This window comes from Mucilaginibacter phenanthrenivorans, from assembly GCF_024721155.1.
Lineage (GTDB): Bacteria > Bacteroidota > Bacteroidia > Sphingobacteriales > Sphingobacteriaceae > Mucilaginibacter > Mucilaginibacter phenanthrenivorans.
The window spans coordinates 156340-181778 of record NZ_JAHVAP010000002.1 but is presented as its reverse complement, the minus strand read 5'-3'; the positions used below and the strand labels follow the sequence as shown (position 1 = coordinate 181778).

Genomic DNA, 25439 nt, shown 5'->3' with positions numbered 1-25439 from the left:
TAGAAAACTTTTAATGAAATCTTTGTAAAGATTATTTAAATAAATACATTAATAATTATTTTTCAATTATTTTCTTCAATCCGTCAAAAACAGATTGCCAGTTTTGTTCAGAATGATCGGCGGCTTCCTGGTTTTTTACACCATCCTGGGTTATTACCAATGTAGTTTCCCCATCTGTTTCACTCAGGTCGTAGGTGATATTGTTATAGTTTTCAGGCTTATTTTCGGTGCCGCTCATGCTGCTCCAGTAGGTGTACTTTAACAGTTTTGGCTCTTCAATATCAAGGATGATCCCGCCGTCTTCGTACTTGTGTCCCTCCCATTCGCCACTGAAAGTGATCGGCCCGCCAACCTTCCAGTCGGATGCCAGGTGAGTCCCGAAAAAGTATTGTTCAACAATGGCGGGATCTGTCAATCCTTTCCATACCTCCGCAATCGGGGCATTGAATTCGAAGGTTGTTTTTAATGTTAGTGTGCTCATATTTTAGTTATTAAAAGTTGTAATTGTTGTAAAGGTTGTAAGTGTATTGGCTTTTGTTTTTTGTCTTTCGGACTTTACCGACTTTTCGGACTTTCGGACTACCTCAATCAACCACAGTTGAATGAATTAGTTTGAAATCCTCCTCCGGGATCTCGAAGAAACCGAATCGGAATTGATAGCCCCACGAGGTTTTGCTAGTGATAAAACTTAACTCGTTTATCAGCGGCGCAATGGGAGTTTCCTTCCCCTCATGGTATTTTATATTCCTTCGATAGGGAATAAAATCATCCGACATTTTATGCTGATAGATTTGATCATCGGCCACCTCGCCAATTGCGGTAAATGCCTGCAGTGGTTCTTTACCGGCAAACGTCTGTTTTGGCGAATAAAAGATCACCCAATCGCCGACAGCCATCCGCTTTAACGGGCCTTCCTTACCATGATTAGCCTGCATAAAGCCCCCCGCAACACCGCGTGCAATATGGTCTTTTGATACCACTACTATCCAGTATTTCATATCCGTTAAATCCAAAAGGTGAATAAAAATATAACCGCTAAAAGTGTGCCTACAATCACAGGCTTCATGGCTTCTTTTTTTGAATCGTACTTAAGGTGCGTGTAGGTAGCCCCGACGATTAGCATTGCGAATATGGCGATTGCATACATCCGGGTTGCGTTAAACCAGATCAGGATGCTGCAGGTTATTTCGGTAAAGCCTAAAAAACGCATAAACCAAAGCGGGTAGCCCCAGCGGTTAAAATGCCCGACAGATTCTTTGTGCCCGCTTAGCTTTTTAAAGCCGAAAATGAAGCCGGGTATTGCATAGGCCGCCAACAATACGTAAAATATGATGATCTTGATTTCCATGACTCATTTTGTTTACACAAATTAAGTCATGGCTAATGACAACCCTATGTCAGTAGGAATTTGTAAGCTGAAGATTTTTTTGAACTATTGCCGACGCGATGTCTGCAACGCGGTCTTTTAAGCTGTCAGGGCTGACGATTTCAGCCTGGTCGCCGAACATCAGGAACCAGCGCGCAAATCCTTCCAGGGAATAGGTAAGAAAGGTCATCTCAATTTGACTACCTGCGGTTTTTTCGGACACAAAGCCGCTGTAGTATTTCTGGTGCTCCAAAAAACCGTACATTGATTTATTAACCCTTATAACAACCAGGTCCAGCGCCTGATCCTTTGCGGTTTGGGCGATGTAGGCTTTTAAGGTTGGATGTTTACTATTGAAGGTCCTGCCGGTGTTTGCAATATTCTTTATCCTGTCCACCCTGAAATCACGATAGTCATCGCGCAGGTGGCAATGGGCAATCAGATGCCAAACACCGGCTTTATAAAAAATCCCTATCGGCTCAATTTCCCGTTTAGTGTTTTCCTGGCTGTGAATGGCAAAGTAATCAATGCACAAGATATTTTTATGGGCGATGCTGTTCAGCAGCGTCTGGATGTGATCCTTATTATCAACGCGCAGCTGGCTATGGCTCCTTAATACCTCAATTTTGCTGTCGATGTCTTCCAACAGATTTTTCTCGGCCGTTTTTAATATGGCCTTGATCTTGTACATCGCCGATTTGTGATGCTCTGCAGTGGAATCATCCGTCATCTTTTCGACAAATTTTTCAGCGGTCAAAAAGGCTGTAGCTTCCTCTTTGGTAAACATTACGGGTGGCAGGCGGTAACCATCTACAATGGAGTACCCAACACCGGCCTCCCCAATTATCGGGATGCCAGCCTCCTCCAATGTTTTCACATCGCGGTAAACGGTACGCAGGCTTATATTAAATCTTTCAGCAATATCGCTGGCTTTTACCACCCTGCGCGATTGCAGTTGAATTAATATAGCCGAAACTCTGTCGATGCGGTTCATGCCCCAAATTAAATAAAAACCCGGTATCTTTGTACAAATTTTATTATTTTGCATAACATGAGCGCCAACGACGATAAAATAATAACGTTTGAATCCTACTACGATCCGATGCTGGCCCACATCATCCGCAGCCGGCTGGAAGCTAACGGAATTTCCTGTTTTATTGCCGACGAGAACATCATCGGCGCAAATCCATTGTATAACAATGCTGTTGGCGGAGTAAAGCTTAAGGTTTTTGAGAAGGATGTTGAGCGCTGTCGCGAAATTTTAGCTGCGGAAGGTGATCTGCATGAAGACGACCATTTTGAAATTGACAATGAAAACAATACCTACGTGGTATGCCCGTTTTGCGCATCAACCAATGTGAGCAATATTGCGAAAGACCCCGACGGTGGCCTTTTAAACAAATTAATGACGTTGGTTAACCCGTTCCAGGGCGAAAAAAACTGGCACTGTAATAATTGTCAGCAGGATTTTGAGTAAGGCATAAATGTATCTTAATAAATGACCTACCCCACCCTTAAGATCAGCGTTAAAATTGGGATTGCGGTTGCGCTGGCAATAATCCTGTTCCAGGTTTCAAATATTTTGCTGGTATACAAGTATTTCAAGTTCGACTACTACTTAACGGCAGTAGCCGTCTTTTTCCTGTTGGTCGGATTTTTCATATCGAGACGAAAAAGTGCCGATAACAATAAAACAGATGCTTCCAAGAACCCGGCGCTGAGCTTAACGAACAAGGAAATTGCCATATTGCAACTGATTGCCGATGGAAAAAGCAATAAGGAAATTGCTTCAATAAATTTTGTGGAAGTAAGCACCATTAAAACCCACATCAATAATATTTATACAAAGCTGGGTGTCAGGAACAGGAAAGAAGCGGTTGTATATTATCGAAAGCAGGTGTAGTACTTATAATTGCTAATTTAGAGAAGATTCAGACTCGTTTTAACACTTACAACCATTAAAACACTTACAACAACTACAACCCAATAAAAAAATCCACCCTTTTTCCACCCCCTGTTTTTTGTTTAAAAGATAAACTTATACCAGTTTTGTCCCGATCAATCTAAACGATAATATCATGAAATCAACATTAAAAATTGGGTTATTAACGGGTCTAATCAGTTCTGTTTTTCTTTTCGGATTTTTCTCCCTGCTGGTTTGGCTAAACACAAAAAACGGCTGGGGAATGCAGGCAGAGAGCATTCGGGGCTTAGGCGGGTTGTTGTCAATCCCTATACAGGCCATCGGCATTTATATGGCCATGCAAAACAAAAAAAAAATAACCGGGATGCTTACTTATGGGCAGGCAATTAAAACCGGCTTGTTGGTAGCTGTAACGGTTGCCGTTGTTGTTGCAATTTTCAGCTTTCTTTATTGCCGGTATTTCAACCCGGGGTATGCTGAATTTATGATTAATGATGCACAAAAGGCTATGATAGCCAAAGGTGAATCCCAACAGCAAATAAACCAGGATTCAGCAGGCTTAGCGCGACAGTTTACAACAGGGGCACAGGTAATGATGGCGCTTGTTGGGCAATTTTTTACCGGGCTTATTATCTCCTTAATTGCCGGATTGTTTGCAAAAACCAAAAGTTAAATATTGATGTATCAATAAAGATACAATCCATCAATTTCCTCGCTGTAATTTCTATATTAGCGGTATGTATAACCGCCGTAAGTTTATCAAATTATCGGCTGCCGGCGCTTCGCTGGCGGCATTGTCTCCGTCTAAGTTTGTGCAGGCTGCTGCGACAGCGCCTGCAGCACAGTTGCCCATCGTTATCTCCACCTGGGACTTCGGAGTCTTCGCAAACAAAGAGGCCTGGAAAACACTCGAAAAAGGCGGCAGGGCGCTTGATGCCGTTGAAGCCGGCGTGCGGATTCCTGAGGCTGATATGAAAAACCATACTGTAGGCCGAGCCGGTTATCCTGATCGTGACGGGCACGTTTCGCTTGATGCCTGCATAATGGATGAATTTGGCAATTGCGGTTCAGTGGCGGCTATTGAGCACATTGCACACCCTATTTCGGTAGCTAGACTGGTAATGGAAAAAACCCCTCACGTAATGCTGGTTGGCGAAGGAGCTACCCAGTTTGCGGTTGAACAAGGTTTTAAATACGAAGAGTTGCTTACTCCTGAATCGGAAAAAGCATGGAAGGAATGGCTTAAAACAGCCAAATATTCACCTGTAATGAATATAGAAAACAAACAACATACACCCGGCAATAAATACAACCATGATACCATTGGCATGTTGGCGATAGATGCTAAAGGTAATATTTCAGGTGCCTGCACTACCAGTGGCATGGCTTTTAAATTGCATGGGCGTGTGGGCGACAGCCCTATTATTGGCGCTGGTTTATATGTTGACAATGAAGTTGGCGGCGCAACCTCTACAGGTGTTGGCGAAGAGGTGATCCGCAATGTGGGCAGCTTTTTAGTGGTAGAGCTGATGCGCCAGGGGCTTTCGCCAGAGGATGCCTGCAAGGAAGCTGTTAAGCGCATCATTAAAAAGAAACCCGATACCGCTAAAAATATCCAGGTCGGGTTTCTTGCCATCAATAAAAAAGGCGAATACGGCGCATTTGCCATTCAGCCCGGCTTCTCATTCGCAGTTTGTAATGCCGAAAAGCAGGACCTTTTAGTACCGGGGAAAAGTTTTTATTAATTAGGTGATAATTTATTAAACCTACCCTCAATTTATCCTTAAAAATGCCTTGAAATTGGCTTTCATGTAAAACATTTCAGCGTATTTTTCGTAAAAGGCTTAGCATCTCACTATCTTTTTATTTTATAAGAGTTTATAGCCGCCGCCTATAAGCTTTGAATTGTACTATGAACAACGAACAATCAACTCCCGGCTTAAATATATCACTTGAGGTTTGTGCCAATTCAGTAACATCGGCATTGGCAGCCCAGGCAGGCGGAGCCGTGCGGGTTGAACTCTGCGAAAATTTATACGAAGGTGGCACTACCCCCTCGCATGGAGAGATCCTGATGGCCCGTAAGCTGCTCCACATTAAATTATATGTACTGATCAGGCCGCGCGGAGGTGATTTTTTATACACCGACCTGGAGTTCAACATAATGATGGCCGATATCAGGTATTGTATTGAGGCCGGCTGCGACGGAATTGTCATAGGGATGCTTAATGAAGACGGCACCATAGACGTAGCCCGCTGCACCGAAATGGTTAAGCTTGCAAGACAATGGGGACTTGGCGTAACATTTCACCGGGCGTTTGATATGTGTGCCGATATGTTCAAAGCGATGGAAGAAATTATTGAAATGGGCTGCGAACGCATTTTAACATCAGGCGGCAAAAGCACAGCCATGGAGGGCGCCTACAATCTCGCCCGGCTGGTAAGTAAAGCCGCAAACCGGATAAAAATAATGCCGGGTAGCGGGGTAAGTGAAGCAAACGTTGCCGACCTGGTACGTTTTACCGGCGTAGCTGAAGTTCACTCATCAGCAAGAACCCGGGTGCCTAGCAATATGAAATATAAAAACGACCGTATTGTTATGGGCGATACCGTGGGCGACGAATATAGCGTTGATGTAACCAGTGTAGACAGGGTGCAACAAATCATACGGCTGGCGAACGAACTTTGAACCAACTAAGAACAATTTTCTGTAAACTTTCTACCTGAATCAGCAAAAACGGGAAGAAAATGACTCCCCCGTCCTCATCTCAAAACAGTTTATTGCAAGTTTTTCCGGTAACGTTCCCGGAATCTATTTAACTTTAAGTAAAAAATCAGTTAGTGTAACCCGTACAACATCGATAGTTGCAAATACCGTTTTAAATTAAACCAGTTGATAAAAACTAAATTGATCTTTGATTAACCCCTATTAAATAATAATTTCATATAAGTTAATATTTGGAGATAAAATTAATTTTAACATTTAGTTAGAATTTGATTTGGAAATATTATTCCTAAACGTATCTTAGTTGCAACGCATAACCAATGCCGATTACTAAACCAATTGCAGCAGTTTACCCTGTTTTGTTAAACTAAATATTGATTTTAATTAACTGTAACTTAAATAACATACTTTAGCCATCCGGGTTATTACGGAAATTGTTTTGAATAACGACGGCGCTGTTTAAAAGTAATCATTCGGGTTTCAGCTATCAAGAGGAATAAAAGTAAGCATCACCGGGAACGTTACCGGAATTATACACAAGCCAACTGTAAAACCAATTTTTATAACCATAAAACCAATAATTATGAAAAAACATTTCTATCGGTTAGGCCAGGTGCTCCTGCTGCCTACATTGCTGACATTCTCCCAATGTAAAAAAACAGAAGTAAAGGAAAATGCACCCGTCGTTAACATCAAGGCTAAAAATGCTTCTTCCAGTTTTGCTGCTCCCGGCCCCGGCGGCGGTGTGCTGATGCAGGCTTTTTATTGGAATACACCAACCGGCACATCATGGTGGGCGACCATAAACACTAAAATACCGGCCTGGGATGCTGCCGGGATCTCGGCCATATGGTTACCCCCGGCCACAAAGGGACAAAGCGGCGGGTCTAGCATGGGTTATGATCCTTTCGACTACTTTGACTTCGGCACATATAACCAAATGGGGTCGGTAACCACACGTTTTGGCAACCTTACCGATTTGAATACCTTAATTTCAAACGCCCACACCCACAACATACAAGTATATGCAGACATGGTGCTGAACCATTGCAGCGGCGGGGCATTAGAGGCTAACCCTTATACCGGCACAAATACCTATACCAAATTTGTACCCTTATCGGGGATGTTTCCAAGAACCTACAGCGATTTCCACCCAAACAATATACATGCTTCAGATGAGGGATCATTTGGTGGCTTTCCTGATCTGTGCCATGCCCAGGCCAATGTTTCCAACTGGATCTACAACGCAAGCTACAGCATGTCGCGTTATTACAAGAACACCATGCATTTTGATGGGTGGCGCTTTGACTACGTATTAGGCTACGGCGCATGGGTGGTTCAAAACTATGTGAACAGCGTGGGCGGCTTTGCCGTTGGCGAGGACTGGGACGGCAATGCTGCCAACCTGCAAAACTGGGTAAATGGTACCGGAGGCACATCATCGGCATTTGATTTTGCATGCTTTTATGCTATGCATTCTGCGTTTGACAGTCACGACCTTACCCACTTGAACGACGACATGCTATGGAAACGGAACGCTGCAAAGACGGTTACATTTGTGTCCAATCATGATACCGATATCATTGGTGATAAGTATTCGGCTTATGCCTATATCATGACACATGAGGGTTATCCCTGTGTATTTTATAATGATTATGAAACATGGCTTGATAAAAACAGGATGAACAACCTCATCTGGATCCACAGGACGCTGGCGGGCGGAACCACCACCAATCTTTATTCTGCCAGTGACCAGTATATTGACAGGAGAAATGGCTACGGCGCTGCGCCTGGCGTAATTGTATACTTTAATGGTACGGACTACTGGCAGCAGCAATGGGTAACCTCCAACTGGGCCAATAAACAAATAAAGGAATATACCGGCGCATCCGGCTGGGTGCAATCCGTAGCGGCTGATGGCCGGGTGCTGATTCAGGCTCCTCCGCATGCTTATTCTATCTGGTCTATCACCGGATATTGATAAGGCAATTGCTGAGATAAGGAAATACATCGTTGGATGTATTTCCTTATCATTTTTTTACTATAAACACGTCAATCCAAAAAATGAGGCTACCCTATTTAATTATCATATTCTGCGCACTATTTTACGGCTGTGGAAACAGCCATAAGGAACCACAATCAAAAACCGGCGATATAATTTACAACATCGTTGCTATAAATTCAGAAGGCTTAAAGGTTGATCCTACCATCTTCGGCGATATTAAACTCCAGGAACTAAACACCCAAATCAAGCTGTCAAACACAGGGGTTAGAGACCTTGAGATCCGGGAAATAACAATAGGAACACCAAAAGGGTCGCATTCGGGGCCAACTACCCCTTTTTCGCCTTTCACTTTAAAACAAGGCAATGATACTACGCTTCTATTAAAGTTCAGACCTTTTAATGATTATAAACTATACCAATTAACTGGTTTACAGGGTAGTTTTAGTAATGCATACAATCTAGGCATTGGCTATAAGGCCACAAAGGGAAACGATATTTCAAATCTGTCATTAAAAGCTATTGCTGATAAAATGGCTTTCCGGGCTTATGGTAAGAAATATAACGAGCCGGTAATAGCTTATTCTTTTAATACCAGCACTGATTTTGTTGAAAAAGAACGCGCGTACCTTGCAACCTTACCGGAGCTTCCGCAACCACCGTTTTTATTTTTAAGCGAACAGGAAATTGCTGTGTCTGGTCTTAACTTCCGCTTTAAAAATTATTACCGTCGGGATACGCTCCACGCCGACCTGTTTATCGTGAACCATTCGAACTTTTTAGTTAAAATAGACCCTGATGCTTTTGATATTACGACCACAGGCCATCCATCATCCAACGAAAAAAAGACTGTTAGCGTAGAGAAAGTCTCCGGGACACAGCAGATAATAACGATGATTGAAAAAGGCGACCGGGTAATCATCCATTTTAAAAAGAACATAAAAATAACTGATCCGGCAAGGGCGCACCTTCAGCTTCACCTCAGCGAGGTTTTTAAAGTTAAAGGTGAAAAATCACTTTTTAAAGAAAATATGGATTTGCTACCGAATAGTTTTTAAACGCCCATTAACCGCTTGTCAATTTTTCAGCTACAATAAATAAGTAATCACCTGAATCATTGTCATATTTTTCTTTTATATTAATAAAGCGGCCGCTTTCCAAATCAGCATGAAGCCCCAAAAGGCCATTTTTCACTTCTTCTGCATTTGCTAGTGCAGCAAATGATGAGATTCCTTTTCTTATTTCGATGTTTAAATAACGCTCCGGTCTGTTTTTACAGCTATATAAAAAATTGTCCTGCAAATCACCTTGTACAAAATATTTCTCTGTAACTACATTTTTAAATCCTGCTTTGATAAGTTCATCGTTAATTCGTTCGAACGACGGCATTTGATCTATAGAAGCGCGCAGCATTCCCGGGAAATAATGATTAAGCCAATACCCTTCCATTTGGTTTGGAGTAGCTGTAAAGAAAATCAGCCTGGCACCCGGCTTTGTTACCCTAAAAATTTCTTTTAATGATTGCGCGATATTAGTCCAATGATGAATAGTGAGCGTCGCAATAACGCCATCAAAGCTGCTGTGAACGGCGGGGATTTTTTCTGCACTCCCCTGCAACCAGGCTATGGCCTCATTACGTTTTCGTGCTTCTTTTAACATTTCGTCTGATGGTTCAACACCAACAAAATCCACACCTGTGTTTGCCAGGGCTATCGTATAATTCCCTGTTCCGCAACCAATGTCTATGTATAATTCACCTGGCTTTGGCTCTAAAAAATCTAAAAGCCGATTGACTATGTAAGGATCAGCTTTTCTTGTTGAATTGTAGCCTGCCCCAATAACGTCGTATACGGTTTTCATCGACTGTTTTTATATCTTTATATTCAACTAATGTAAGCAAATGGATATAAAGGAAATAACGGAGACCGACTACCAAAAAGCGATGCAAAGGCTCGAAATTATATTTGATGCCAAATTAGGCAGTGAAGAAGGAAATGAATTGGAGCAATGGGGCGCGTTAATAGATGAATATGAAAAAATTCATTTCCCAATAACTCCCCCTAACTAACTCAATCCTTTTTCAGCACGGATAATATATTCCCCGCAGGGTCCTTAAACCAGGCGATATCAGGTCCGTAACCGTTGCCGCGCATAATGCCTTTTTCGTCGGTTTTCATATCGCCAAAATCATATTGTTCAAAGGTGATCCCTGCTGCTATCAGCTCGTCTACAGTCTTATCAACATCACCAACCGTAAAATTGAGGATGGTAAACGTAGCCGGTTCATGATTGGGTTTGGGGTAAACAACAACATCCGCCCCTCCTGCTATCTTCAGCGTCATGATCCCCATGTTATTCTCCTCAACCTCAATGCCAAGTGTTCCGTGATAAAATTCCTTTGCCTTTTGCATGTCGTTTACTGAGAAACCACTGAATGCCTTTGTGTCTTTGAACATAATTAATTTGTTTATGCGGGGCAGATTTATTCCGCCCGATTTTTAAATGATAATCCTTTTTCCTTTAATACTTCCCTTAATTTAGGCAGCGACGCGGGCCCCATACCGTGCAGCTTTAAAATTTCGCGTTCGCTAAAACCTGAAAGCTGCTCAAGGTTCGTAATGCCGTTATTTTCCAATGCCCGCCTCGCAGGTGCTGAAAGCAAAGAAAGAAATCCGCTTTGTGGCTTGCGTTCCTGTTCACAAACGGGACAGGTTGGGCAGTCGCTGCTTTTGTAATACTGATGCCCATTGCTGCAAGTTCTTAAGTTTTTGTTAGATGGCGCCATTATCATGATGAATTTTGTTAAACAAATTTACCGGACATAAACCGCCTGCACAGGGTGTTAACGCGCCATATTAGTATACAAATCACGACAAGCTGTTGTTTCAATTACTTTGCCGAACGATTAATATTACCCGTTTTGCGAATTCCTGTATAAATAGTAATACCTTTATCGCCTTACATGGAAGAAAGAAAATACTTAACTACCTGGAAAAGGTACATCCCCGTTATCCGCCTGCATCTAAAAAGAAGCCTCAACGAAGAACAACAGTTTAAGCTAAACATCACTGATTTTGAATCAGCCGGTGATCGTGGTAAGTCGGGTTACACCTTTAACATTGCGTTAGAGAATGGCAAGGTGACCAATAACATCAGCGGATCTGCTGTTGCACGTGACTTGTTTGAGGCATTGAAGGAAGATGAAGCTATAAAAGCTATGCTGCAAAACAGGAGCATCAAGATTAGCGTAGGTAAATCTTTTATCCTAAGCATCAAAAATAACCATATCTCGGCTTTCAAATAAATTTTGTAAACCTTTTGCTTCGGATTTGGTTTAGTGATTAAATAAATCGCTATGAACACCAACAGACTTTCAGATACGCTTGCAAAAGCTCTTAACGATCAAATGACCAATGAAGCGCATAACGCCCAGATCTACCTGAGCTATGCTTCGTGGGCCAGCGATAAGGGTTATGACGGCATCGCCAATTTCCTGTTCCGCCACTCTAACGAAGAGCGCAACCACATGATGAAATTCTTGGAATACATCCTGAAAAGAGGTGGCAAAGTTGTGGTTACGGCAATTCCTGAACCAGGACCGGATCCCGCAAGTATAAACGATCTTTTTGAGAAAGTATTTAGCTCGGAAGTAGAAAACACTACAAGAATTTATAATATAGTTGACTTAAGTCACCAGGAAAAAGACTGGGCGACATTCAACTTTATGCAGTGGTTTGTAAAGGAACAAACTGAGGAAGAAACAATGGCGCTTGACCTGCTTGGCAAGATCAAAAAAGCCGGCGGTGCTGAAGCCAATGACGACGCTTTATACAACCTTGACAAAGACCTGGCAGGCACCCCTGACGATGCGGTATTAGCGCAGGACACCAGCGTTGAAAACCCGTAACGGCTATTTGCTGATCAATGTAACATAACTGGTGGCGGGCAATTTAAACTTGATCCCGCCATTTTCTACTTTTACACTTCCCCGTTTCATATTCACCTTTTTGCTGGTTGTATAAATATCCAGCTGTTTTACCCGCGCAGGCAAACCCGTTAAGGTAACTTCCCTGTCCGCGCCGTTGTTTACCGTGTGGATAGCGTATACCCCTTTTGTATTATCACCCAACGCGGCGCAGGAGATCTGTGAATTGCTGCTGGTTACCGGCATAGCAAATAAACCTTTAGGGGTGATGGATAATTGCTTCAGGTTCCAGAATCTCTGGCCGGGATGCAGGGGCTCGTCGTTACCAAAAATTCCTCCTCCAATTAAGGGCGAATAATCGGCTGTTAGCTGCCATTGTAAAATAGAGAGCGGTTGGCAAATGGCCAGCAGCCGTGTGTACAGGTTTATTTCCTGTAATGCATAGGTTGGCTCCTGGAAAATATCCGGGTAGCTATAAGCAGCAGCATCTATGCTCCCCTCGCCTACAATTAAGGGAACGTCCAACTTTTTCGTAGCATCTGCCCATTTTTGCAGGGTTGCATTATCCCAGCCACGCCACGAGTGGAAGGAAATTGCACCGATATATTGCTTTGCATCCGGGTCGTTTAACGCCGGATCAATAAAAGTATAAGTGGTGGCGTCTGAGTTATCGCCAAGCAGCATTTTGGTTTTTATACCATGTGCTGCAAAGTATGCCCCACATCCCTTTATAAAATCGTTGTGCTCCTGTGCCGTTACCCTCACATTTATCCCCAGGTCCGACTCGTTAAACGAAAACAGCTTAGCTTCTACCCCGTACTTATTTTTAAGGTAGATGATATAATCAGTGATGGATTTGTAAATGGCGTTCATATTGCTCTTGTTGAGCTTATTGCCCCAGATGCCGTTAACGGGCCTGAAGTTAAGATTGCCCTCTGCCGCCCAGTTAGGTGGAAACCATGCCGATAAGATAACAGGAATACCCATGCTATCCAATCGGTGTGCCATTTCCATTGCCTTTTTAACGGACAAGTTTAACCTGCCTGAATCAGCTGCTGCGATTGGATCAACATTTAACTCCGGTTGCCAGAAGCGCCATGGCATTTCAACGCGGCTCCAGGCCACGCGCAGGTTTTGCAGGCAATAATCAATCACCTGCGGATCTGCCTTTGGGTTTTGCAGCCGAAAATTTCCGCCAAGCCCATCAAATGCACGGCCTTGTTGTGAAGTATTCAAGGTGATAGTTGCCGGCGCTTCGTCAATATCTCCTGACACTTTTATATTAATTTCCTTTTCAACTACATCTCCATTTTTAACTTCACCAAGCTTTATCGGGATAAACAACCGCAACCTGCTCCCTCCCGGGATAGCCTCGGTCCTCACCATCATCAGGCTTTTATCAGCAGGCTTAATGCTTAACTTGCGTTTACCGACCTCAAATTCAAGCCCCTTTGCGTTATCGTCGAACTCCTTGCCGCCTGCTTTTACAAAATGATCGAATTCAGACTTATCCCCATCAGAATAACGGAGATTAGCGTTAATAAATTCAACAGGTAGTGCGACGCTAAAATAAACGCCCTGTATTGTCGTGTCTTTATGAGCGATCATACGGATGGATACCTTGATTTTTCCACCGCCGTCATCCTTTACGTTTTCAATAAAAAACAGGCTGTCGATGCTCGTTATAACTTCCTGCTCGTCTTCATTAATGCGTTTGTAGTGTGGTTTCTGTTTTTCCTTAAATGTTGATGTAATGTGTTTACGATCCGTACTTACCACTCGCAGGCTCGATTCAAAATCAAATAACTGCCCGTGGTTACGGATACCGGTGATATTCCCCCAGGGTTCAACTTCGGCCTGGCTATAGGCGTTCTTTGTAAACGCGGTTAACATCGATATTGCAGTTAATAAAATTAAAGGCCTCAACCCCTTAGAATTATTGCGAAAGCTTTTTGACACAGCACCTTTATACATGGTGCTAAAAATAGCGTTATTGTGTTTGAATATTTAATGATATTAATGAAAATGATAGGCTAAATTTCACCAATTAGAGACGCAATATATTGCGTCTCTACTGAACTAATGGTGCTTTTTCCTTTTGACTGATTTTGAATGATGGTCGCCGCTACCAGATTTTGCATGTGTCCCCTTTGAATGCTTACCACTTAATTTTGATTTTCTCCCATGTTTATGATGCTTGTCTCTTACAACGGGTTTAACAACAATTTTAGGGGCAAAATCAATTGGTTCAGGATGTGTTGATAAATCGAATGGATCAAAGTAATAAATGCCTGCCTTATCGTATAACAAAAAGTCCGACTTTAAACGCTCATTAAATGAGGCTTCGTCCTTTACTGCTGAATCGGTCCATGCGGCTTCAGACAATGCCGCCATGCGTGGAAACACCATAAAATCAAGCCTTTTTTCCGAAGCCACGAGTTCCGTCCAAAGATTTGCCTGGATGCCCAGGACCTGGCTGGACGCTAATTCATCCGCCGGAAACTCCTTGTATGGAAAGTTGTAAACGCTGCTTACGCTATTGAAGGACGCATTCCATTTACGACCCGAAACCTGGCTTTTATCCTGTATAAAGTCGAAATAAAAAGGCACCCTGGGGCAAAGCACCACCTGGTATTTTTTATTAAGCGCCAGCCTTAGCTGCGATGGCACATTTTGTCTCCACCAAAATACGATGGTTTTACCGGCGGGCAAATCGGTTTCGGTCGCCTCATCCCAACATAAAACCTTGTCGTTCATTTGCGTAACGCTGTCGGCCATGCGTTTAAAAAAGTAATGCTCCAGGTCAGCAAGATCAGAGAACCTGTTTTTTGCCATCACATCCATAATTGCCGGCCTTCCTGCCCAGGCCTGGATCCCCAGTTCAACCTCGTCGCCCCCTAAATGGATCATCCCGGCCGAAAATAAGGAATGGGTTTCCTTTAAAATATCGCCCAAAAACTGGTAGGTCTTTTCATTTGCAGGATCGAACGTGAAATTAGGATACCTCACTGTACTTCCACCACTATACTCCGGGTAAGCGCGATTTGCAGCTGTAGCATGGCCCGGCATATCTATCTCAGGAACAACCGTTATAAACCGGTCGGCAGCGTAGGCCACTATTTCCCGGATATCATCCTGTGTATAATATTTCGCAGGCGCCAGGGTATCAGTTTTGTTGCCAATCCCTCCCACCGACGTTAGTTTGGGATATTTTTTTATTTCGATACGCCAGCCATCCACATCGGTAAGATGCCAGTGAAATTTATTCAGCTTGTAAAAAGCCATCCAGTCCAGCAACTGTTTAACCTTTTCCTTACCAAAAAAATGGCGCGACTCATCCAGCATAAAGCCCCGCCACTGAAACCTGGGTGAATCATTTATTTCGGAAACCGGCAGGTTAACCACAGTACCAACAGGTTGGGTTCTGATCAGCTGAAGTAGGGATACGATCCCATAAAACACGCCATCGTTACCGGACGAGACAATTGTGATTTTATTTGGCTCGATCTTTAAAGTATAGGAACCTGCTAGTTCGTCTCTTTTTACAAGCTGGAGATCTATCAGTGCCTTTACTTCGTTCTGGTCAACCGGGATGGCAATCCCGTTGGCCTTTTGCAGTTCCGTTTGGAGGTAATTAGCCTGCGGCAGCAATGAACTGTTGTTCATGCCAATAATGGTATTACTGTTCAGCTGAAATTGCCCGGCGCTTTTTACAATCGATTTAGGCAGCGGGATTATGTTGATATTTTGTGCAGATAGAAACGAGGGAAGCAGAAAAAGAACAAGCACAAATTTCACGAATTGAAGCGAATTACACGAATTTTGTATGGCGGTCGGATCTGTATGTTTGCGTTTTCTTATCTTAAATAACTTCATTCGTGTAATCAGGGATCTTATCATTTATTCCTGGATTAGCAAGACCGTTCCCGTCCTGCTAATCCTTTATCAAATCGTATAAATCGTGTTGGTTTAGAATGGGGACAAGCCCAGCAACTGCCGATATAAAGGCATCTCCATTCTTTTTTGAGCCGGCACATGAAAATTCTTACCGTAAAAAACCTGCAGCTTGTATTCAACCCTGCCGCTGCGGACAATGTCGATATCAGGTAGCTGGGTCACGCTGTCAAAAAAAGGCTTGGCATCTGCGTTGACGTCCAGCTCTTCATGGTCGCTGATAATAATGCAATCCTTACCTACCAGCTTCTTCGGCTCTACCATAAAGGCAAGGTTCCTGGCATCGTTGTTAAATACGGCAATGTCCTTTTTACCTTTAAGCGCCCAGTCAACCTTGCCGGTTAGCCACCAGCGCGGAGTGCCTGTAAATATATTAGGGTTGTTTGTCCAGCCCTCTTTATCAAAACGTGTTTTTATATCAACATAATCGACACCTTGTATGGTCGGGTCATTATTATCTCCATGGAACTCATGTACAACCCACCTTGGCCCGTAGGATTGCCAAAAGCCGGTAACCATATGTGTTCCGAGTACGCCGATGGTGATAATGGTGAAATATACCGAGAAATTGATCCACCTGCGGGTAAGTACCGTGCCTTTACCAACCGTGCTCAAGCACCTGTCGACAGCAAAGCCGAGCGGGATAAATAACATCATATAACCCGGTGCCTGCCAATGAAAGTGAAACTGCAGGTTTGACCATAGCGTAACCACGGTGAAAAACACGATAGGTAATATGGCCATCCAGAATACAAAGCTGTAGGCTAACAATTGCTTACGTAGTTTGAATGAGATCCATAACTGCCTTACAATAGGGAACCAAATCCAGGGCAGCAGAAAAGCAGCCTGCCCGCCTATGCTCCGGAAAAACCAGTCGAAATGCAGCTTGAAGTGTTCCTCGTTTGCTCCGGCCCGTGAACCCTGGAAAACGAATGATACCCAGTTGTTATGTGCATTCCACCATATTATCGGGAATGCCATAATAATGGTGATCAAAACAGCGAGGTACGGACCAGAGTGACGGAGCCAATGGCGCTGACTTTTATTAGTTACCACAAACATAAACACCCCTGCAAACAGGAACAGCACATGGTATTTACTCAATGTAGCAAGCCCCATGCTAATGCCTACCGCTAACCACAATAGCCATGTTCTGCGGCTGTAACGGGTTGCTTCTGATTTTTCGGCGCCCGGACCAACCATTAGCTGAACGATGTAATAGGTAGCCAGCATCCAGAAAAACATCAGCGGCGCATCCGGTTGAAACCAGCAGGCAATAGCAACAGTGAATACCGCGCTTAAATTCATCACTGCTACGGCCCAAAAGCCTGCTTTTGCTGTGAATAGTTTTTGGGTTACCAAAAACATCAACCAACTGGTACCGGCAAACAACAGCACCGCCGGGAACCTGAGTCCGAAATTATTTAATCCGAATATTTTTACGCTGATGCCGCTGAGCCAAAAAAACAAAGGAGGCTGATCGAAATAACTCAGGTCAAAATTTAACGCGCCCCTGAAGTAATAGGATTCGCCGATTCCCAAGCCGGTGTAGCCGGCAATTAGGCAGCGGATAATAAAAGTTATGATGATTAGTATGGCTGCAGAACGGGCCGCATTACCTTCGGTAAGTTTCTTCATTAAAATAAAATGAGCAACAAGTACAAGGGCACAAATCTCTAAAAAAAATACGAAAACTCGCGGGGTTTTATTATGACGTTTCAACACGCGGCTATCCCGAAATCCATTTCCCTGCAAATGGAATCTTATTTACCAACCACACCAATAGCAATGTCACTACAAAACAGATCAATGCCGTTAAGGGAATCGCGACTATCGGCACGCAAAGCTTATAATAGATCCCTAACGGATCTTCCAGTAAGTATAACACCAATGCATGCGCAAGGTATATTCCGTAGTTGTACCCACCTGCAAAATCACGGATGCGGATAATAACAGGAGATAATTTTGGTGCGGAGAGTTTAAAGATCATAAACACGCTGGACGCGAGCAGTACAATTGCCGGGCTTACCGGCTCAAAAAACATGGTTGACGGCCATTGGCGACTATCTGCAATTTCCCTTGAACCTAAGCCTATCAGTAAGATACTTGCTATAAACAGCAACACCATCCATAACCGCAGGTGTTTAATATTGAACTCTTTAAAGGCAAGGTAATGCCCCAGCACAAGGTATCCCACAAAACCTGCAAAATAATGCATATCAACAGATAGGTTATAACGTACCAGGTATGGCTGTGTGATCAGCAACACGCCAAACCAAACTGCCAAAAAGTAAAGAATTTCCTTTTCACTAGCATGCCGAACAAATTTGCCGATAACCGGGATAAAAAAGTAAAGCCCGATGAGCATATAAACATACCACAAATGGTATGAGCTGCCAACTTTTAACAAATGCAATACAATCCTGGTATTTGCCCACACATCAGCAGTAAAGGTTATTTCCTCGTTGTATAATGAATAACCGATATATACCAGGCTCCAGAAAAGGAATGGCACCACTACCCTTAACAATCTTTTTTTTAGAAAACTCCCTATTTCATATTCCTTGCCGAGCGACAATGCCCCTGTTATCATCACAAAAACCGGTACTGCAAACCTGACGATGGCATTTAAAAAATCAGCTACCATCCAATCGCTCATGGATACCTTTCCATACTGCTGGAGTAACAGCGAAGTAGAATGTAGTATGATCACCGCGTAAAGTGCAACTATCCGCAGGTTATTTATCCAGTCGATGTTTTGGGTTTTAGTGGGTGGCATAGTTTCAAACTAAAAAACATTGTCATTGCGAACGAGGAACGAGTGAAGCAACCTCGTAGCTAACCCTTCGCCCGGCTTGCGATGAGATTGCCGCGCTGTCGCTCGCAATGACAAATCACTTAAATATCTTTTGTTAAATCCTTTTTATAATACGCTTCCAACTCCTTCAACCTTTCTACCTGCCCCGGTCTGGGGTTTATAAAGATTCTTACTCTTTTAATCATCGCATAGGCATCAGCAAAAGTTAAACCTGTTTTTATCAAATAAGCCATTGCCATGGTTGGCCCGCGACCAAGGCCCTGGCGGCAGTGCACGTAAACTATTCCACCGCTTTTTATTTCCTGATCTATAAAATCCGCACCCTTTAAAAGCACTTCCAGCGGCGGCGGCGTATTATCAACAGTCGGCAGGTGAAGGTATTTAATACCCTCGTGCTCAGCGTCGCTGTAATCGTTATGGGTACGCATGTTTACTATGGCGGTAACGCCAAGCGCCTTCAGCTTTCGTAACCCCAATAAATTATACTGGCTGCCTAAAAACAGGTGTGCCGTTATTTGCGACCGGTTTAAACGCGGAACACCGGCTATTATACGGTGGGCATTATCGTACATATAATCAAGCACTAAGCCGGTCCCCTTTAAATAGCTCTTCAGTTTGTTAAACACTTTATCCTTTTTTATTTTCCAGTGTAATATAGTCCATTGCCTGCTGAAAAGTGGCAACCCAGATATCCGTCTTATTTTTTGCAAGATATTCCAATAATTCTTTATGTGCCTGTGTTGATGTTTTAATAAAATCGCCGCCAATACCATGAAACATAAAGATGCCCATACCGCCGCTTTTCTCCACCTTTTTTACAAACTCAATCAGCTTATTTGCGGGCGTGCTGTCCTCCAGTCCGTAAGATGGCACCAGCATATTATCCAGGTGTTTAAAGTCTGTTATAACGGCATCATCATCCCCGCCTACCCGCGCATATTTTATCATGGTTGATTTACGAAGCGTATCTACATAGCTTTTTCCACCCACCTCGGTCTCCGTACAAGGATAAGCATAAGTGCGCCCGCTTTTACCGTCAATGGCATACAGGAAATTATTCATGGTGTAAATCTCACGCATGATCTGGAAAATAGAATAATGCTCAGCCGCATTCACTGGGTTATCCGGCATGGTTTCACTCAGGCATGGATGAAATAAGGTATGGTTGGCCAGTTCATGACCCTCTGCTCCCGCCTTGCGCCATTTGGGAATGCTGACGCTATTCAGTTCACTGGTTAAAAAGAACGTTCCTTTAAAATTTAGCTTATTTAATTGAGGGATCGCATTTTTCAATTGCGAGTCGAGTGCATCATCATAGGTAAGCACAATTACGGCCTTTTTATGATGCGGCCATTTGATTTTTTTTTGTTGTGCGGAGGCGATAACACTCAACAACAGGAAAAACAGTGTTAATTTCTTCATAATCGGGCCCTAGGTTTATCAAGGTAAAAAAACAAAACATTTACCATTTATTATCAAACTTAACCCAATAAATATCATCAAAACCGTTGCCGGGTTTGGTTAGCAGGTCTTTTAATTGTTGATACGTTTTTGCTTTATGGTCAGAAAATTGAGGATTTGCGCGGCTGCTGGTGAATATCAGGTATTTGCCATCACGGGTAACATATGGGCAGTAATCTAATCCGGTTGAATTTATAGGAGCGGGCAGGTGTTTTGCCGGCAGCCAGTTACCATTTTTATCCTTACGACTGATGTACAAATCGCCCCCGCCGATATCATCCTTACGCCCTTGTGATGAGAACATTATAAACTGCTCATCAGGATCGATAAAAGGATTAAACTCGTAGTTTGGTGAGTTAATTGCCTCCGGCAGGCTTACCGGTTTGCTATACCCATCCTTAACGGGTCTGCACATTACAATATCCTCCTTCCCTTTTCCATATGAGGCAGCGACAGTAAAATAAAGATGTCCATTTTTGGCAACGCTTGGATAATATTCATCCTTGTCCGAATTTACCGTAGTGTCCAAGTGCACCGGCGTGCCCCATCGGCCATTTGCCAAACGGCCAATCTTCCAAATATCAAAATTATCCTTAGGAATTGTTCCACTAACAGGCCTGTCCGATGAAAAAAAGATCCATTTACCGTCCGGAGAAAAGGAAGCTTCAAGGTCGCGGTATCTCCCGGAAAATGGCGCTACTTCCGGTCTTCCCCATTTACCATTAAGCTTTTTTATCCGTAATATGGTGCTGCTCAAAAACCTGGGCTGCTGCATGGTGAAAAATATCTCATCCCCATCAGGCGAGATGGTAAAATCACGGTTGCTCAAACCGTCTGATAAAAAACCTTTACCAAATAGTTTTGGATTGTCGGAAGGGGTAGAGTTATCAGGATAGACCACTTGTCCCATGCTTGTATTGGTAAACCATATAAAAGCAAGAACATACACAAGTCTCCTTAACATAAAATACTTTTCGTTCTATAAATATAAGGAATGTACGGTAGGTATTATATCAATCCGCCTAATTTCAATTATATAAAATAAACAACCTGCTGAAAAATCATTTAATATTTTGTAGGTTTAAATAGTCTCAAAACAACAACCATTAATCTTATTTTACGTATTAGCATCATTAAGCTCTGCAACAATATTTAACATAGCATTATTATACTTGTAAGTGCCCGACCAATAGTTATTTAAATGAAGCAATCCTTTTGGAAAAAACTGCTTGGGTATCCTCCCGATTTCTCCCTAGAGGCACGTATCTTTAATGCTATTTGTCTTGCCTCCGCTGTGGTTTTATTTCTAAATATTTTTTTAGATATCCTGCTTGGCATCCAGCAATTGGTTATTTTAATGGCGGTCATATTTGCCATCTCTGTTGTTTGTTATTATTACTCGCGGTTTAAAAAGAAGTGGAATACCTGTATCGTTATTTACATGATAGCATGTAATATTCTTCTTATTGTAAACTATAAGTATAATTCAGGCATTAACGGCCCCTCTCTTTTAATTTTTGTGCTTTCTTATTTCCTTACCATTTCCGTGGTTCCCAAAAAACAATATTGGTTTTGGATAGCATTAAATCTTGCTATTGTTATTACACTGCTTGCAATTGAATACATATATAAGGGCACAATAAAGAACACATATCCCGATAATGAGAGTCGTTTTATAGATGTAGGCTATACCTATCTTATTATTGTTTTTTTTATTTTTTTGGTTACTACCACTGTCAGGAAAAACTATCACACCGAGCGGAAATTAGTTGAACAAAAAGCAATTGAGCTGGAATCTGCAAATGCTACAATGAATAAGCTATTTTCTATCCTGGCGCACGATCTGCGATCGCCTTTGGCATCTATACAAAATTATTTGGAAGTACTTTCAGAGTTCAAACTTGATGAAGGTGAAAGGTTATCTATAAATAATGAGCTGTTGAATTCTACCCAAAACACACAGGAAATGCTTACAAATTTACTTTTATGGAGCAAATCACAAATGCAGGGCGCAACTGCGAACCTGGTTAAGCTAAACCTGAAAAAAACATTACAAAACACCTTGCAAATTCACCAGGCTGTTGCTGCTGAAAAAGGCATTCAGTTGACAGATCAATTAAAAGATTCAATTTTTATTACTGCTGACGCGGATATGCTGCAGCTAATTATAAGAAATTTAATAAACAATGCTCTTAAATTCACAAATCCCGGCGGACAAATCATAGTATCTGCAGATGCTATTGGTACCGATTGCCGGATAATGATAAAGGATAATGGCCTTGGGATTTCATATGAGCATCAAAATGATATCTTTTCGTTAAAAACCGAGTCGACTTTCGGAACAAAAAATGAAAAAGGCGTTGGTTTAGGGTTATTATTATGCAAGGAATTTACTGAACTTCAGAATGGAAAAATAACATTTGAAAGCACACCCGGAGCCGGAACAACTTTTTATGTAAGTTTTAAACTTTGCCAGGATGATTATAACCAAAATGGCATAAATGAAGGGCAACTGCAAAAAAAAAGACAGGTGTAATTATTGCCTGAATTTCTCTTTTATGTAACTAAGCTACTTCAGCTCTCCCGGCGCCTACCGTATCTCTGTAAAGCTGTGGTGAAACATCAGCGTTTATCTTAAAAAAGCGACTAAAATAGTATTCGTCCGTATAGCCTAAATTAAACGCAATTTCTTTTACCGGTTTGTTGGTTAGATACAGTTCCCGCTTGGCTTCGATGATGATCCGGTCGGCGATCATATCAGTTAATGTGCGGCTAAAATGTGCTTTGGCTATTTTGGCCAGCGCCTTTGGCGAGATGTTGAGCATATCGGCATAATCACTTGCGGAATGCTTTTCTTTAAAATGTGTTTCAATAGCATCCTTCAGGTTTTGGAGGATAAAAGGCTCCTTGCGATCCAACAGAACGGTATGCGCAGCCGGTTGTTGCTCCGTTTTTAACCTTACCGCCGTTATTAAAAAGATCTTCAGGTACGACATCAGCAATTCATACTGCGCAACCGCAGAGTTTTGCATCTCGGTTTTAATTTGCTCCAATACCATTTTAAAGATCGGGGCCGACTGCAAATCAACTTTTACAAAAGGCGGCTCGTAAATATTATTGAACAACACACCGTTACAGGAAACTTCCTTATCATGTTTGTGAATACAGAAAAAGTCTGGATGAAAATTAAGAGCGAAGCCTTCGAACTCATCATCTGCAATGATCTGAAACGGCTGATATATCGCGAAAGCAAACATAGAATCTGCCTCAAAATTATATTCCGAAAAATTCCAGCGCAGTTTACCCCTCCCCTTTGTTACCCAAACTATGGTATAATAGTTATGCCTTTGTAAATGAGCAAAGCCACTGCAATCATCAAAAGAAAACAGGCGAAAAGCCAGGCTTCCTGTTTGCGGATTCATTAGGGTAAATGCAGTTTGTGTATTGAGCATTATTGTTGATGATTAGTTAAATAGAGAACCGGAGACGTGGCCTAACGGATATCAACCAAAATAGGTTATTTATACACCCAGTCCCTTCCGGACTTTTGGACTACTCCCCCAACCTTTTTTTCAGGCCTGCAACTTCGGCTCTCAGCTTATTGATATACTCATGCTGCGCCATAAACTCGTCACGTATCTCCTCGAGCGTGTAGCGCTCAGTGATGTGCTGCGGGCAGTTCCAGTCGTAAGCCTTCACGTTCAAAACAATTATTCTTTCGGGTTTAAATTTATAGCCTTCGAGATTAAGTTTATCAAACAATTGTTCGTTCCCCTCTATCTCTAAAACTTCTGCTTCGGCGTAGATTTTCAGCCTGGCTTTAGCTGCCTGATCCAGTAGAAACAGCGATATTTTATTATTTGTAGCCAGATTACCGACCGAGATGTATTGCTTATTACCGCCAAAATCAATAAAGCCTAAAGTTTGTTCGTCCAGTACCTTCAAAAAACCTTTTGGCCCGCCTCTGAACTGGATATATGGGAAACCACTTTCCCCAATTGTGGCCATGTAAAAATTATCCTGGTGGCTGATAAAATCCACTTCACTTTCAGTTAAGCCGTCAGTAATTTTATACTGCTCCATCCTGGCATAACTCGCCCTGCTACCGTAACGTTCCTGGAACCGCTTGGAAGCATCCGAAAAGGCTATCTCTGAATAGTTCACAGGGTTCTATTTAAAATAATTTACGATCTGATTCTTTAATCTCCAGGTCATTGATGCTTGCGAACCTTTTTTGCATGTAGCCGTTCTCATCAAACTCCCAAAGCTCATTGCCGTAACTTCGGTACCACTGCCCGGCGGCATCATGCCACTCATACTCAAATCTTACCGCCATCCTGTTTTCCTTAAAGCCCCAGAGTTCCTTTTTTAGCTTGTAGTCAAGTTCCTTTTCCCATTTACGAGTAAGGAATTGCTTTACTTCCTCGCGGCCGTTAATAAAATCCGTTCGGTTGCGCCATTCGGTATCAATGGTGTAGGCCAGGCAAACTTTTTCAGGATCTTTGGTATTCCACGCATCTTCAGCGGCTTGTACCTTCTGCAATGCGGTTTCCATATTAAATGGCGGTAAGGGGAATCGTTGAGTTTCCATCTTCTTATTTTTTTATAAAATTAGTTATTACAGTAAAAGCTAAGGCAGATTCCCTAACTTTTACTGTATGATGAGATTTGAAGCAATAATTTAGGCTATTTGGCCAGCATGTACTTCAGGAAAATCAATAACCGGATTTGCAGTATTGTTAAAGTAATTGGTTAAAACATTCAGTGCAACATGTGCCACTATCTCGCCTATTTCGCCATCAGTTAAACCGGCAGCCTTTATGGCATCAACATCCGCATCATTCACCAATCCTCTTTTGTTTACCAATACATTGGCAAATTTCAATATGGCATCAGTTTTTGCGTCAGCAGCATTGCCGCCGCGGGCGTTTTGTAAGGTATTGGCATCGATATGTACCAGCTTTTCACCAATAAATGAATGGGCAGATAAACAGTAATCGCAGTTGTTACTTTCGGAAACCGCCAGGGCAATCAGCTCGCCGGTTTTGGCGCCCAACTTGCCATGACTTAAGCTCCCACTCAAATTAAGGTAGCCTTCCAGCACTGCTGGTGAATTGCCCATGGTGCGCATCATATTGGGAACCATGCCTAATTTGCCTTGTATTGCATCAAATAATTCTTTTGCCTTGCCTGTAGTTTCTTCGGGGTTTAATGCTTTTAAACGTGTCATTTTCTTAAGGTTTTGTTTGTCGTTATTGACAATA

29 protein-coding genes are annotated in these 25439 nt (G+C 42.5%); 11 read left to right on the top strand and 18 right to left on the bottom strand.

From position 1 onward, the window contains the following. Window positions 1-55 precede the first annotated feature (55 nt). From KXD93_RS05450 to KXD93_RS05435, 4 genes are all read right to left on the bottom strand, one after another. Window positions 56-481, bottom strand: a complete 426-nt coding sequence (locus KXD93_RS05450; RefSeq protein WP_258135889.1) for an SRPBCC family protein — start codon at window positions 479-481, stop codon at window positions 56-58. 103 nt (window positions 482-584) lie between these two features. Further along, window positions 585-998 carry an EVE domain-containing protein gene (locus KXD93_RS05445; protein ID WP_258135888.1) on the bottom strand — a complete coding sequence of 138 codons (414 nt, stop codon included), beginning with the start codon at window positions 996-998 and terminating at the stop codon, window positions 585-587. Window positions 999-1003: 5 nt separating this feature from the next. Further along, on the bottom strand, window positions 1004-1348 hold the full coding sequence (locus KXD93_RS05440; protein ID WP_258135887.1) for a DoxX family protein: 345 nt from the start codon (window positions 1346-1348) through the stop codon (window positions 1004-1006). A 49-nt stretch (window positions 1349-1397) separates the two neighbouring features. Continuing rightward, window positions 1398-2360: a helix-turn-helix transcriptional regulator gene (locus KXD93_RS05435; RefSeq protein ID WP_258135886.1), complete on the bottom strand. Its 963-nt coding sequence runs from the start codon at window positions 2358-2360 to the stop codon at window positions 1398-1400. 57 nt (window positions 2361-2417) lie between these two features. Between KXD93_RS05435 and KXD93_RS05430 the strand changes: the two genes are divergently transcribed. The 7 genes from KXD93_RS05430 to KXD93_RS05400 all read left to right on the top strand — a co-directional run bounded on the left by KXD93_RS05430 (window position 2418) and on the right by KXD93_RS05400 (window position 9075). Then, on the top strand, window positions 2418-2843 hold the full coding sequence (locus tag KXD93_RS05430) for a putative signal transducing protein (RefSeq protein ID WP_258135885.1): 426 nt from the start codon (window positions 2418-2420) through the stop codon (window positions 2841-2843). Window positions 2844-2864: 21 nt separating this feature from the next. Then, window positions 2865-3269, top strand: a complete 405-nt coding sequence (locus KXD93_RS05425; protein WP_258135884.1) for a response regulator transcription factor — start codon at window positions 2865-2867, stop codon at window positions 3267-3269. 175 nt (window positions 3270-3444) lie between these two features. Then, window positions 3445-3963, top strand: coding sequence for a DUF4199 domain-containing protein (locus tag KXD93_RS05420; RefSeq protein WP_258135882.1), 519 nt, complete (start codon window positions 3445-3447; stop codon window positions 3961-3963). 64 nt (window positions 3964-4027) lie between these two features. Beyond that, entirely contained in the window at window positions 4028-5035 is a 1008-nt protein-coding gene (locus KXD93_RS05415; RefSeq protein WP_258135881.1) for a glycosylasparaginase, read from the top strand. Window positions 5036-5202: 167 nt separating this feature from the next. Then, window positions 5203-5979, top strand: coding sequence for a copper homeostasis protein CutC (locus tag KXD93_RS05410; protein WP_258135880.1), 777 nt, complete (start codon window positions 5203-5205; stop codon window positions 5977-5979). 619 nt (window positions 5980-6598) lie between these two features. Continuing rightward, window positions 6599-7996, top strand: coding sequence for an alpha-amylase (locus KXD93_RS05405; RefSeq protein ID WP_258135879.1), 1398 nt, complete (start codon window positions 6599-6601; stop codon window positions 7994-7996). Between the two features lie 83 nt (window positions 7997-8079). Further along, window positions 8080-9075, top strand: a complete 996-nt coding sequence (locus tag KXD93_RS05400) for a hypothetical protein (RefSeq protein ID WP_258135878.1) — start codon at window positions 8080-8082, stop codon at window positions 9073-9075. Window positions 9076-9082: 7 nt separating this feature from the next. On the opposite strand, the gene KXD93_RS05395 is transcribed toward KXD93_RS05400, so the two are convergent. Continuing rightward, window positions 9083-9877, bottom strand: a complete 795-nt coding sequence (locus tag KXD93_RS05395; RefSeq protein WP_258135877.1) for a class I SAM-dependent methyltransferase — start codon at window positions 9875-9877, stop codon at window positions 9083-9085. A 40-nt stretch (window positions 9878-9917) separates the two neighbouring features. On the opposite strand from KXD93_RS05395, the gene KXD93_RS05390 reads away from it, so the two are divergent. Next, a complete protein-coding gene (locus KXD93_RS05390) occupies window positions 9918-10085 on the top strand; it encodes a hypothetical protein (protein WP_258135876.1) in 168 nt (55 codons plus the stop codon). Window position 10086: 1 nt separating this feature from the next. Here KXD93_RS05390 and KXD93_RS05385 read toward each other — a convergent pair whose 3' ends face one another. Both KXD93_RS05385 and KXD93_RS05380 read right to left on the bottom strand, forming a co-directional pair. Continuing rightward, window positions 10087-10473, bottom strand: coding sequence for a VOC family protein (locus KXD93_RS05385; RefSeq protein ID WP_258135875.1), 387 nt, complete (start codon window positions 10471-10473; stop codon window positions 10087-10089). 26 nt (window positions 10474-10499) lie between these two features. After that, window positions 10500-10802 carry an RNA polymerase alpha subunit C-terminal domain-containing protein gene (locus KXD93_RS05380; protein WP_258135873.1) on the bottom strand — a complete coding sequence of 101 codons (303 nt, stop codon included), beginning with the start codon at window positions 10800-10802 and terminating at the stop codon, window positions 10500-10502. Between the two features lie 177 nt (window positions 10803-10979). Between KXD93_RS05380 and KXD93_RS05375 the strand changes: the two genes are divergently transcribed. Together KXD93_RS05375 and KXD93_RS05370 are read left to right on the top strand one after the other, a co-directional pair. Then, on the top strand, window positions 10980-11321 hold the full coding sequence (locus KXD93_RS05375) for a hypothetical protein (protein ID WP_258135872.1): 342 nt from the start codon (window positions 10980-10982) through the stop codon (window positions 11319-11321). A gap of 51 nt (window positions 11322-11372) precedes the next feature. After that, the gene (locus KXD93_RS05370) at window positions 11373-11924 is read left to right on the top strand and encodes a ferritin (protein WP_258135871.1); all 552 of its coding nucleotides are present in this window, start codon (window positions 11373-11375) and stop codon (window positions 11922-11924) included. Between the two features lie 3 nt (window positions 11925-11927). Here the strand turns inward: KXD93_RS05370 and KXD93_RS05365 are convergent, their stop codons facing one another. From KXD93_RS05365 to KXD93_RS05335, 7 genes are all read right to left on the bottom strand, one after another. Next, the gene (locus tag KXD93_RS05365; protein WP_258135870.1) at window positions 11928-13835 is read right to left on the bottom strand and encodes a glycoside hydrolase; all 1908 of its coding nucleotides are present in this window, start codon (window positions 13833-13835) and stop codon (window positions 11928-11930) included. 186 nt (window positions 13836-14021) lie between these two features. Further along, entirely contained in the window at window positions 14022-15818 is a 1797-nt protein-coding gene (locus KXD93_RS05360; protein ID WP_258135869.1) for a beta-N-acetylhexosaminidase, read from the bottom strand. 93 nt (window positions 15819-15911) lie between these two features. After that, window positions 15912-17534 carry an ArnT family glycosyltransferase gene (locus tag KXD93_RS05355; protein ID WP_258135868.1) on the bottom strand — a complete coding sequence of 541 codons (1623 nt, stop codon included), beginning with the start codon at window positions 17532-17534 and terminating at the stop codon, window positions 15912-15914. A gap of 91 nt (window positions 17535-17625) precedes the next feature. After that, on the bottom strand, window positions 17626-18675 hold the full coding sequence (locus tag KXD93_RS05350; protein ID WP_258135867.1) for an acyltransferase: 1050 nt from the start codon (window positions 18673-18675) through the stop codon (window positions 17626-17628). Between the two features lie 119 nt (window positions 18676-18794). Continuing rightward, window positions 18795-19340 carry a dual specificity protein phosphatase family protein gene (locus tag KXD93_RS05345; protein ID WP_258135866.1) on the bottom strand — a complete coding sequence of 182 codons (546 nt, stop codon included), beginning with the start codon at window positions 19338-19340 and terminating at the stop codon, window positions 18795-18797. Between the two features lies 1 nt (window position 19341). Then, on the bottom strand, window positions 19342-20136 hold the full coding sequence (locus KXD93_RS05340; protein WP_258135865.1) for a polysaccharide deacetylase family protein: 795 nt from the start codon (window positions 20134-20136) through the stop codon (window positions 19342-19344). 40 nt (window positions 20137-20176) lie between these two features. Continuing rightward, window positions 20177-21139, bottom strand: a complete 963-nt coding sequence (locus KXD93_RS05335) for a hypothetical protein (RefSeq protein ID WP_258135864.1) — start codon at window positions 21137-21139, stop codon at window positions 20177-20179. A gap of 237 nt (window positions 21140-21376) precedes the next feature. Here KXD93_RS05335 and KXD93_RS05330 point away from each other — a divergent pair, with 237 nt between their 5' ends. Further along, complete coding sequence (locus tag KXD93_RS05330) at window positions 21377-22711, top strand: ATP-binding protein (protein ID WP_258135863.1); 1335 nt, start codon at window positions 21377-21379, stop codon at window positions 22709-22711. A gap of 28 nt (window positions 22712-22739) precedes the next feature. Here KXD93_RS05330 and KXD93_RS05325 read toward each other — a convergent pair whose 3' ends face one another. The 4 genes from KXD93_RS05325 to KXD93_RS05310 form a co-directional block, all read right to left on the bottom strand. Continuing rightward, window positions 22740-23627, bottom strand: a complete 888-nt coding sequence (locus KXD93_RS05325; protein ID WP_258135862.1) for a helix-turn-helix domain-containing protein — start codon at window positions 23625-23627, stop codon at window positions 22740-22742. 100 nt (window positions 23628-23727) lie between these two features. After that, window positions 23728-24339 carry a pyridoxamine 5'-phosphate oxidase family protein gene (locus tag KXD93_RS05320; RefSeq protein WP_258135861.1) on the bottom strand — a complete coding sequence of 204 codons (612 nt, stop codon included), beginning with the start codon at window positions 24337-24339 and terminating at the stop codon, window positions 23728-23730. Window positions 24340-24349: 10 nt separating this feature from the next. Further along, window positions 24350-24766: a nuclear transport factor 2 family protein gene (locus tag KXD93_RS05315; RefSeq protein WP_258135860.1), complete on the bottom strand. Its 417-nt coding sequence runs from the start codon at window positions 24764-24766 to the stop codon at window positions 24350-24352. A 90-nt stretch (window positions 24767-24856) separates the two neighbouring features. Beyond that, entirely contained in the window at window positions 24857-25405 is a 549-nt protein-coding gene (locus tag KXD93_RS05310) for a carboxymuconolactone decarboxylase family protein (protein ID WP_258135859.1), read from the bottom strand. Window positions 25406-25439: the final 34 nt, after the last annotated feature.

Excerpts from the sequence above, each read along its gene's own strand:
- KXD93_RS05340 (WP_258135865.1), bottom strand. The coding sequence starts at position 20,136 with ATGAAGAAATTAACACTGTTTTTCCTGTTGTTGAGTGTTATCGCCTCC.
- KXD93_RS05355 (WP_258135868.1), bottom strand. The coding sequence starts at position 17,534 with ATGAAGAAACTTACCGAAGGTAATGCGGCCCGTTCTGCAGCCATACTA.
- KXD93_RS05445 (WP_258135888.1), bottom strand. The coding sequence starts at position 998 with ATGAAATACTGGATAGTAGTGGTATCAAAAGACCATATTGCACGCGGT.
- KXD93_RS05335 (WP_258135864.1), bottom strand. The coding sequence starts at position 21,139 with ATGTTAAGGAGACTTGTGTATGTTCTTGCTTTTATATGGTTTACCAAT.
- KXD93_RS05420 (WP_258135882.1), top strand. The coding sequence starts at position 3,445 with ATGAAATCAACATTAAAAATTGGGTTATTAACGGGTCTAATCAGTTCT.
- KXD93_RS05390 (WP_258135876.1), top strand. The coding sequence starts at position 9,918 with ATGGATATAAAGGAAATAACGGAGACCGACTACCAAAAAGCGATGCAA.
- KXD93_RS05430 (WP_258135885.1), top strand. The coding sequence starts at position 2,418 with ATGAGCGCCAACGACGATAAAATAATAACGTTTGAATCCTACTACGAT.
- KXD93_RS05395 (WP_258135877.1), bottom strand. The coding sequence starts at position 9,877 with ATGAAAACCGTATACGACGTTATTGGGGCAGGCTACAATTCAACAAGA.
- KXD93_RS05315 (WP_258135860.1), bottom strand. The coding sequence starts at position 24,766 with ATGGAAACTCAACGATTCCCCTTACCGCCATTTAATATGGAAACCGCA.
- KXD93_RS05310 (WP_258135859.1), bottom strand. The coding sequence starts at position 25,405 with ATGACACGTTTAAAAGCATTAAACCCCGAAGAAACTACAGGCAAGGCA.
- KXD93_RS05370 (WP_258135871.1), top strand. The coding sequence starts at position 11,373 with ATGAACACCAACAGACTTTCAGATACGCTTGCAAAAGCTCTTAACGAT.
- KXD93_RS05410 (WP_258135880.1), top strand. The coding sequence starts at position 5,203 with ATGAACAACGAACAATCAACTCCCGGCTTAAATATATCACTTGAGGTT.
- KXD93_RS05405 (WP_258135879.1), top strand. The coding sequence starts at position 6,599 with ATGAAAAAACATTTCTATCGGTTAGGCCAGGTGCTCCTGCTGCCTACA.
- KXD93_RS05330 (WP_258135863.1), top strand. The coding sequence starts at position 21,377 with ATGAAGCAATCCTTTTGGAAAAAACTGCTTGGGTATCCTCCCGATTTC.
- KXD93_RS05380 (WP_258135873.1), bottom strand. The coding sequence starts at position 10,802 with ATGGCGCCATCTAACAAAAACTTAAGAACTTGCAGCAATGGGCATCAG.
- KXD93_RS05440 (WP_258135887.1), bottom strand. The coding sequence starts at position 1,348 with ATGGAAATCAAGATCATCATATTTTACGTATTGTTGGCGGCCTATGCA.
- KXD93_RS05385 (WP_258135875.1), bottom strand. The coding sequence starts at position 10,473 with ATGTTCAAAGACACAAAGGCATTCAGTGGTTTCTCAGTAAACGACATG.
- KXD93_RS05435 (WP_258135886.1), bottom strand. The coding sequence starts at position 2,360 with ATGAACCGCATCGACAGAGTTTCGGCTATATTAATTCAACTGCAATCG.
- KXD93_RS05425 (WP_258135884.1), top strand. The coding sequence starts at position 2,865 with ATGACCTACCCCACCCTTAAGATCAGCGTTAAAATTGGGATTGCGGTT.
- KXD93_RS05450 (WP_258135889.1), bottom strand. The coding sequence starts at position 481 with ATGAGCACACTAACATTAAAAACAACCTTCGAATTCAATGCCCCGATT.
- KXD93_RS05375 (WP_258135872.1), top strand. The coding sequence starts at position 10,980 with ATGGAAGAAAGAAAATACTTAACTACCTGGAAAAGGTACATCCCCGTT.
- KXD93_RS05325 (WP_258135862.1), bottom strand. The coding sequence starts at position 23,627 with ATGCTCAATACACAAACTGCATTTACCCTAATGAATCCGCAAACAGGA.
- KXD93_RS05415 (WP_258135881.1), top strand. The coding sequence starts at position 4,028 with ATGTATAACCGCCGTAAGTTTATCAAATTATCGGCTGCCGGCGCTTCG.
- KXD93_RS05400 (WP_258135878.1), top strand. The coding sequence starts at position 8,080 with ATGAGGCTACCCTATTTAATTATCATATTCTGCGCACTATTTTACGGC.
- KXD93_RS05360 (WP_258135869.1), bottom strand. The coding sequence starts at position 15,818 with ATGAAGTTATTTAAGATAAGAAAACGCAAACATACAGATCCGACCGCC.
- KXD93_RS05365 (WP_258135870.1), bottom strand. The coding sequence starts at position 13,835 with ATGTTAACCGCGTTTACAAAGAACGCCTATAGCCAGGCCGAAGTTGAA.
- KXD93_RS05350 (WP_258135867.1), bottom strand. The coding sequence starts at position 18,675 with ATGCCACCCACTAAAACCCAAAACATCGACTGGATAAATAACCTGCGG.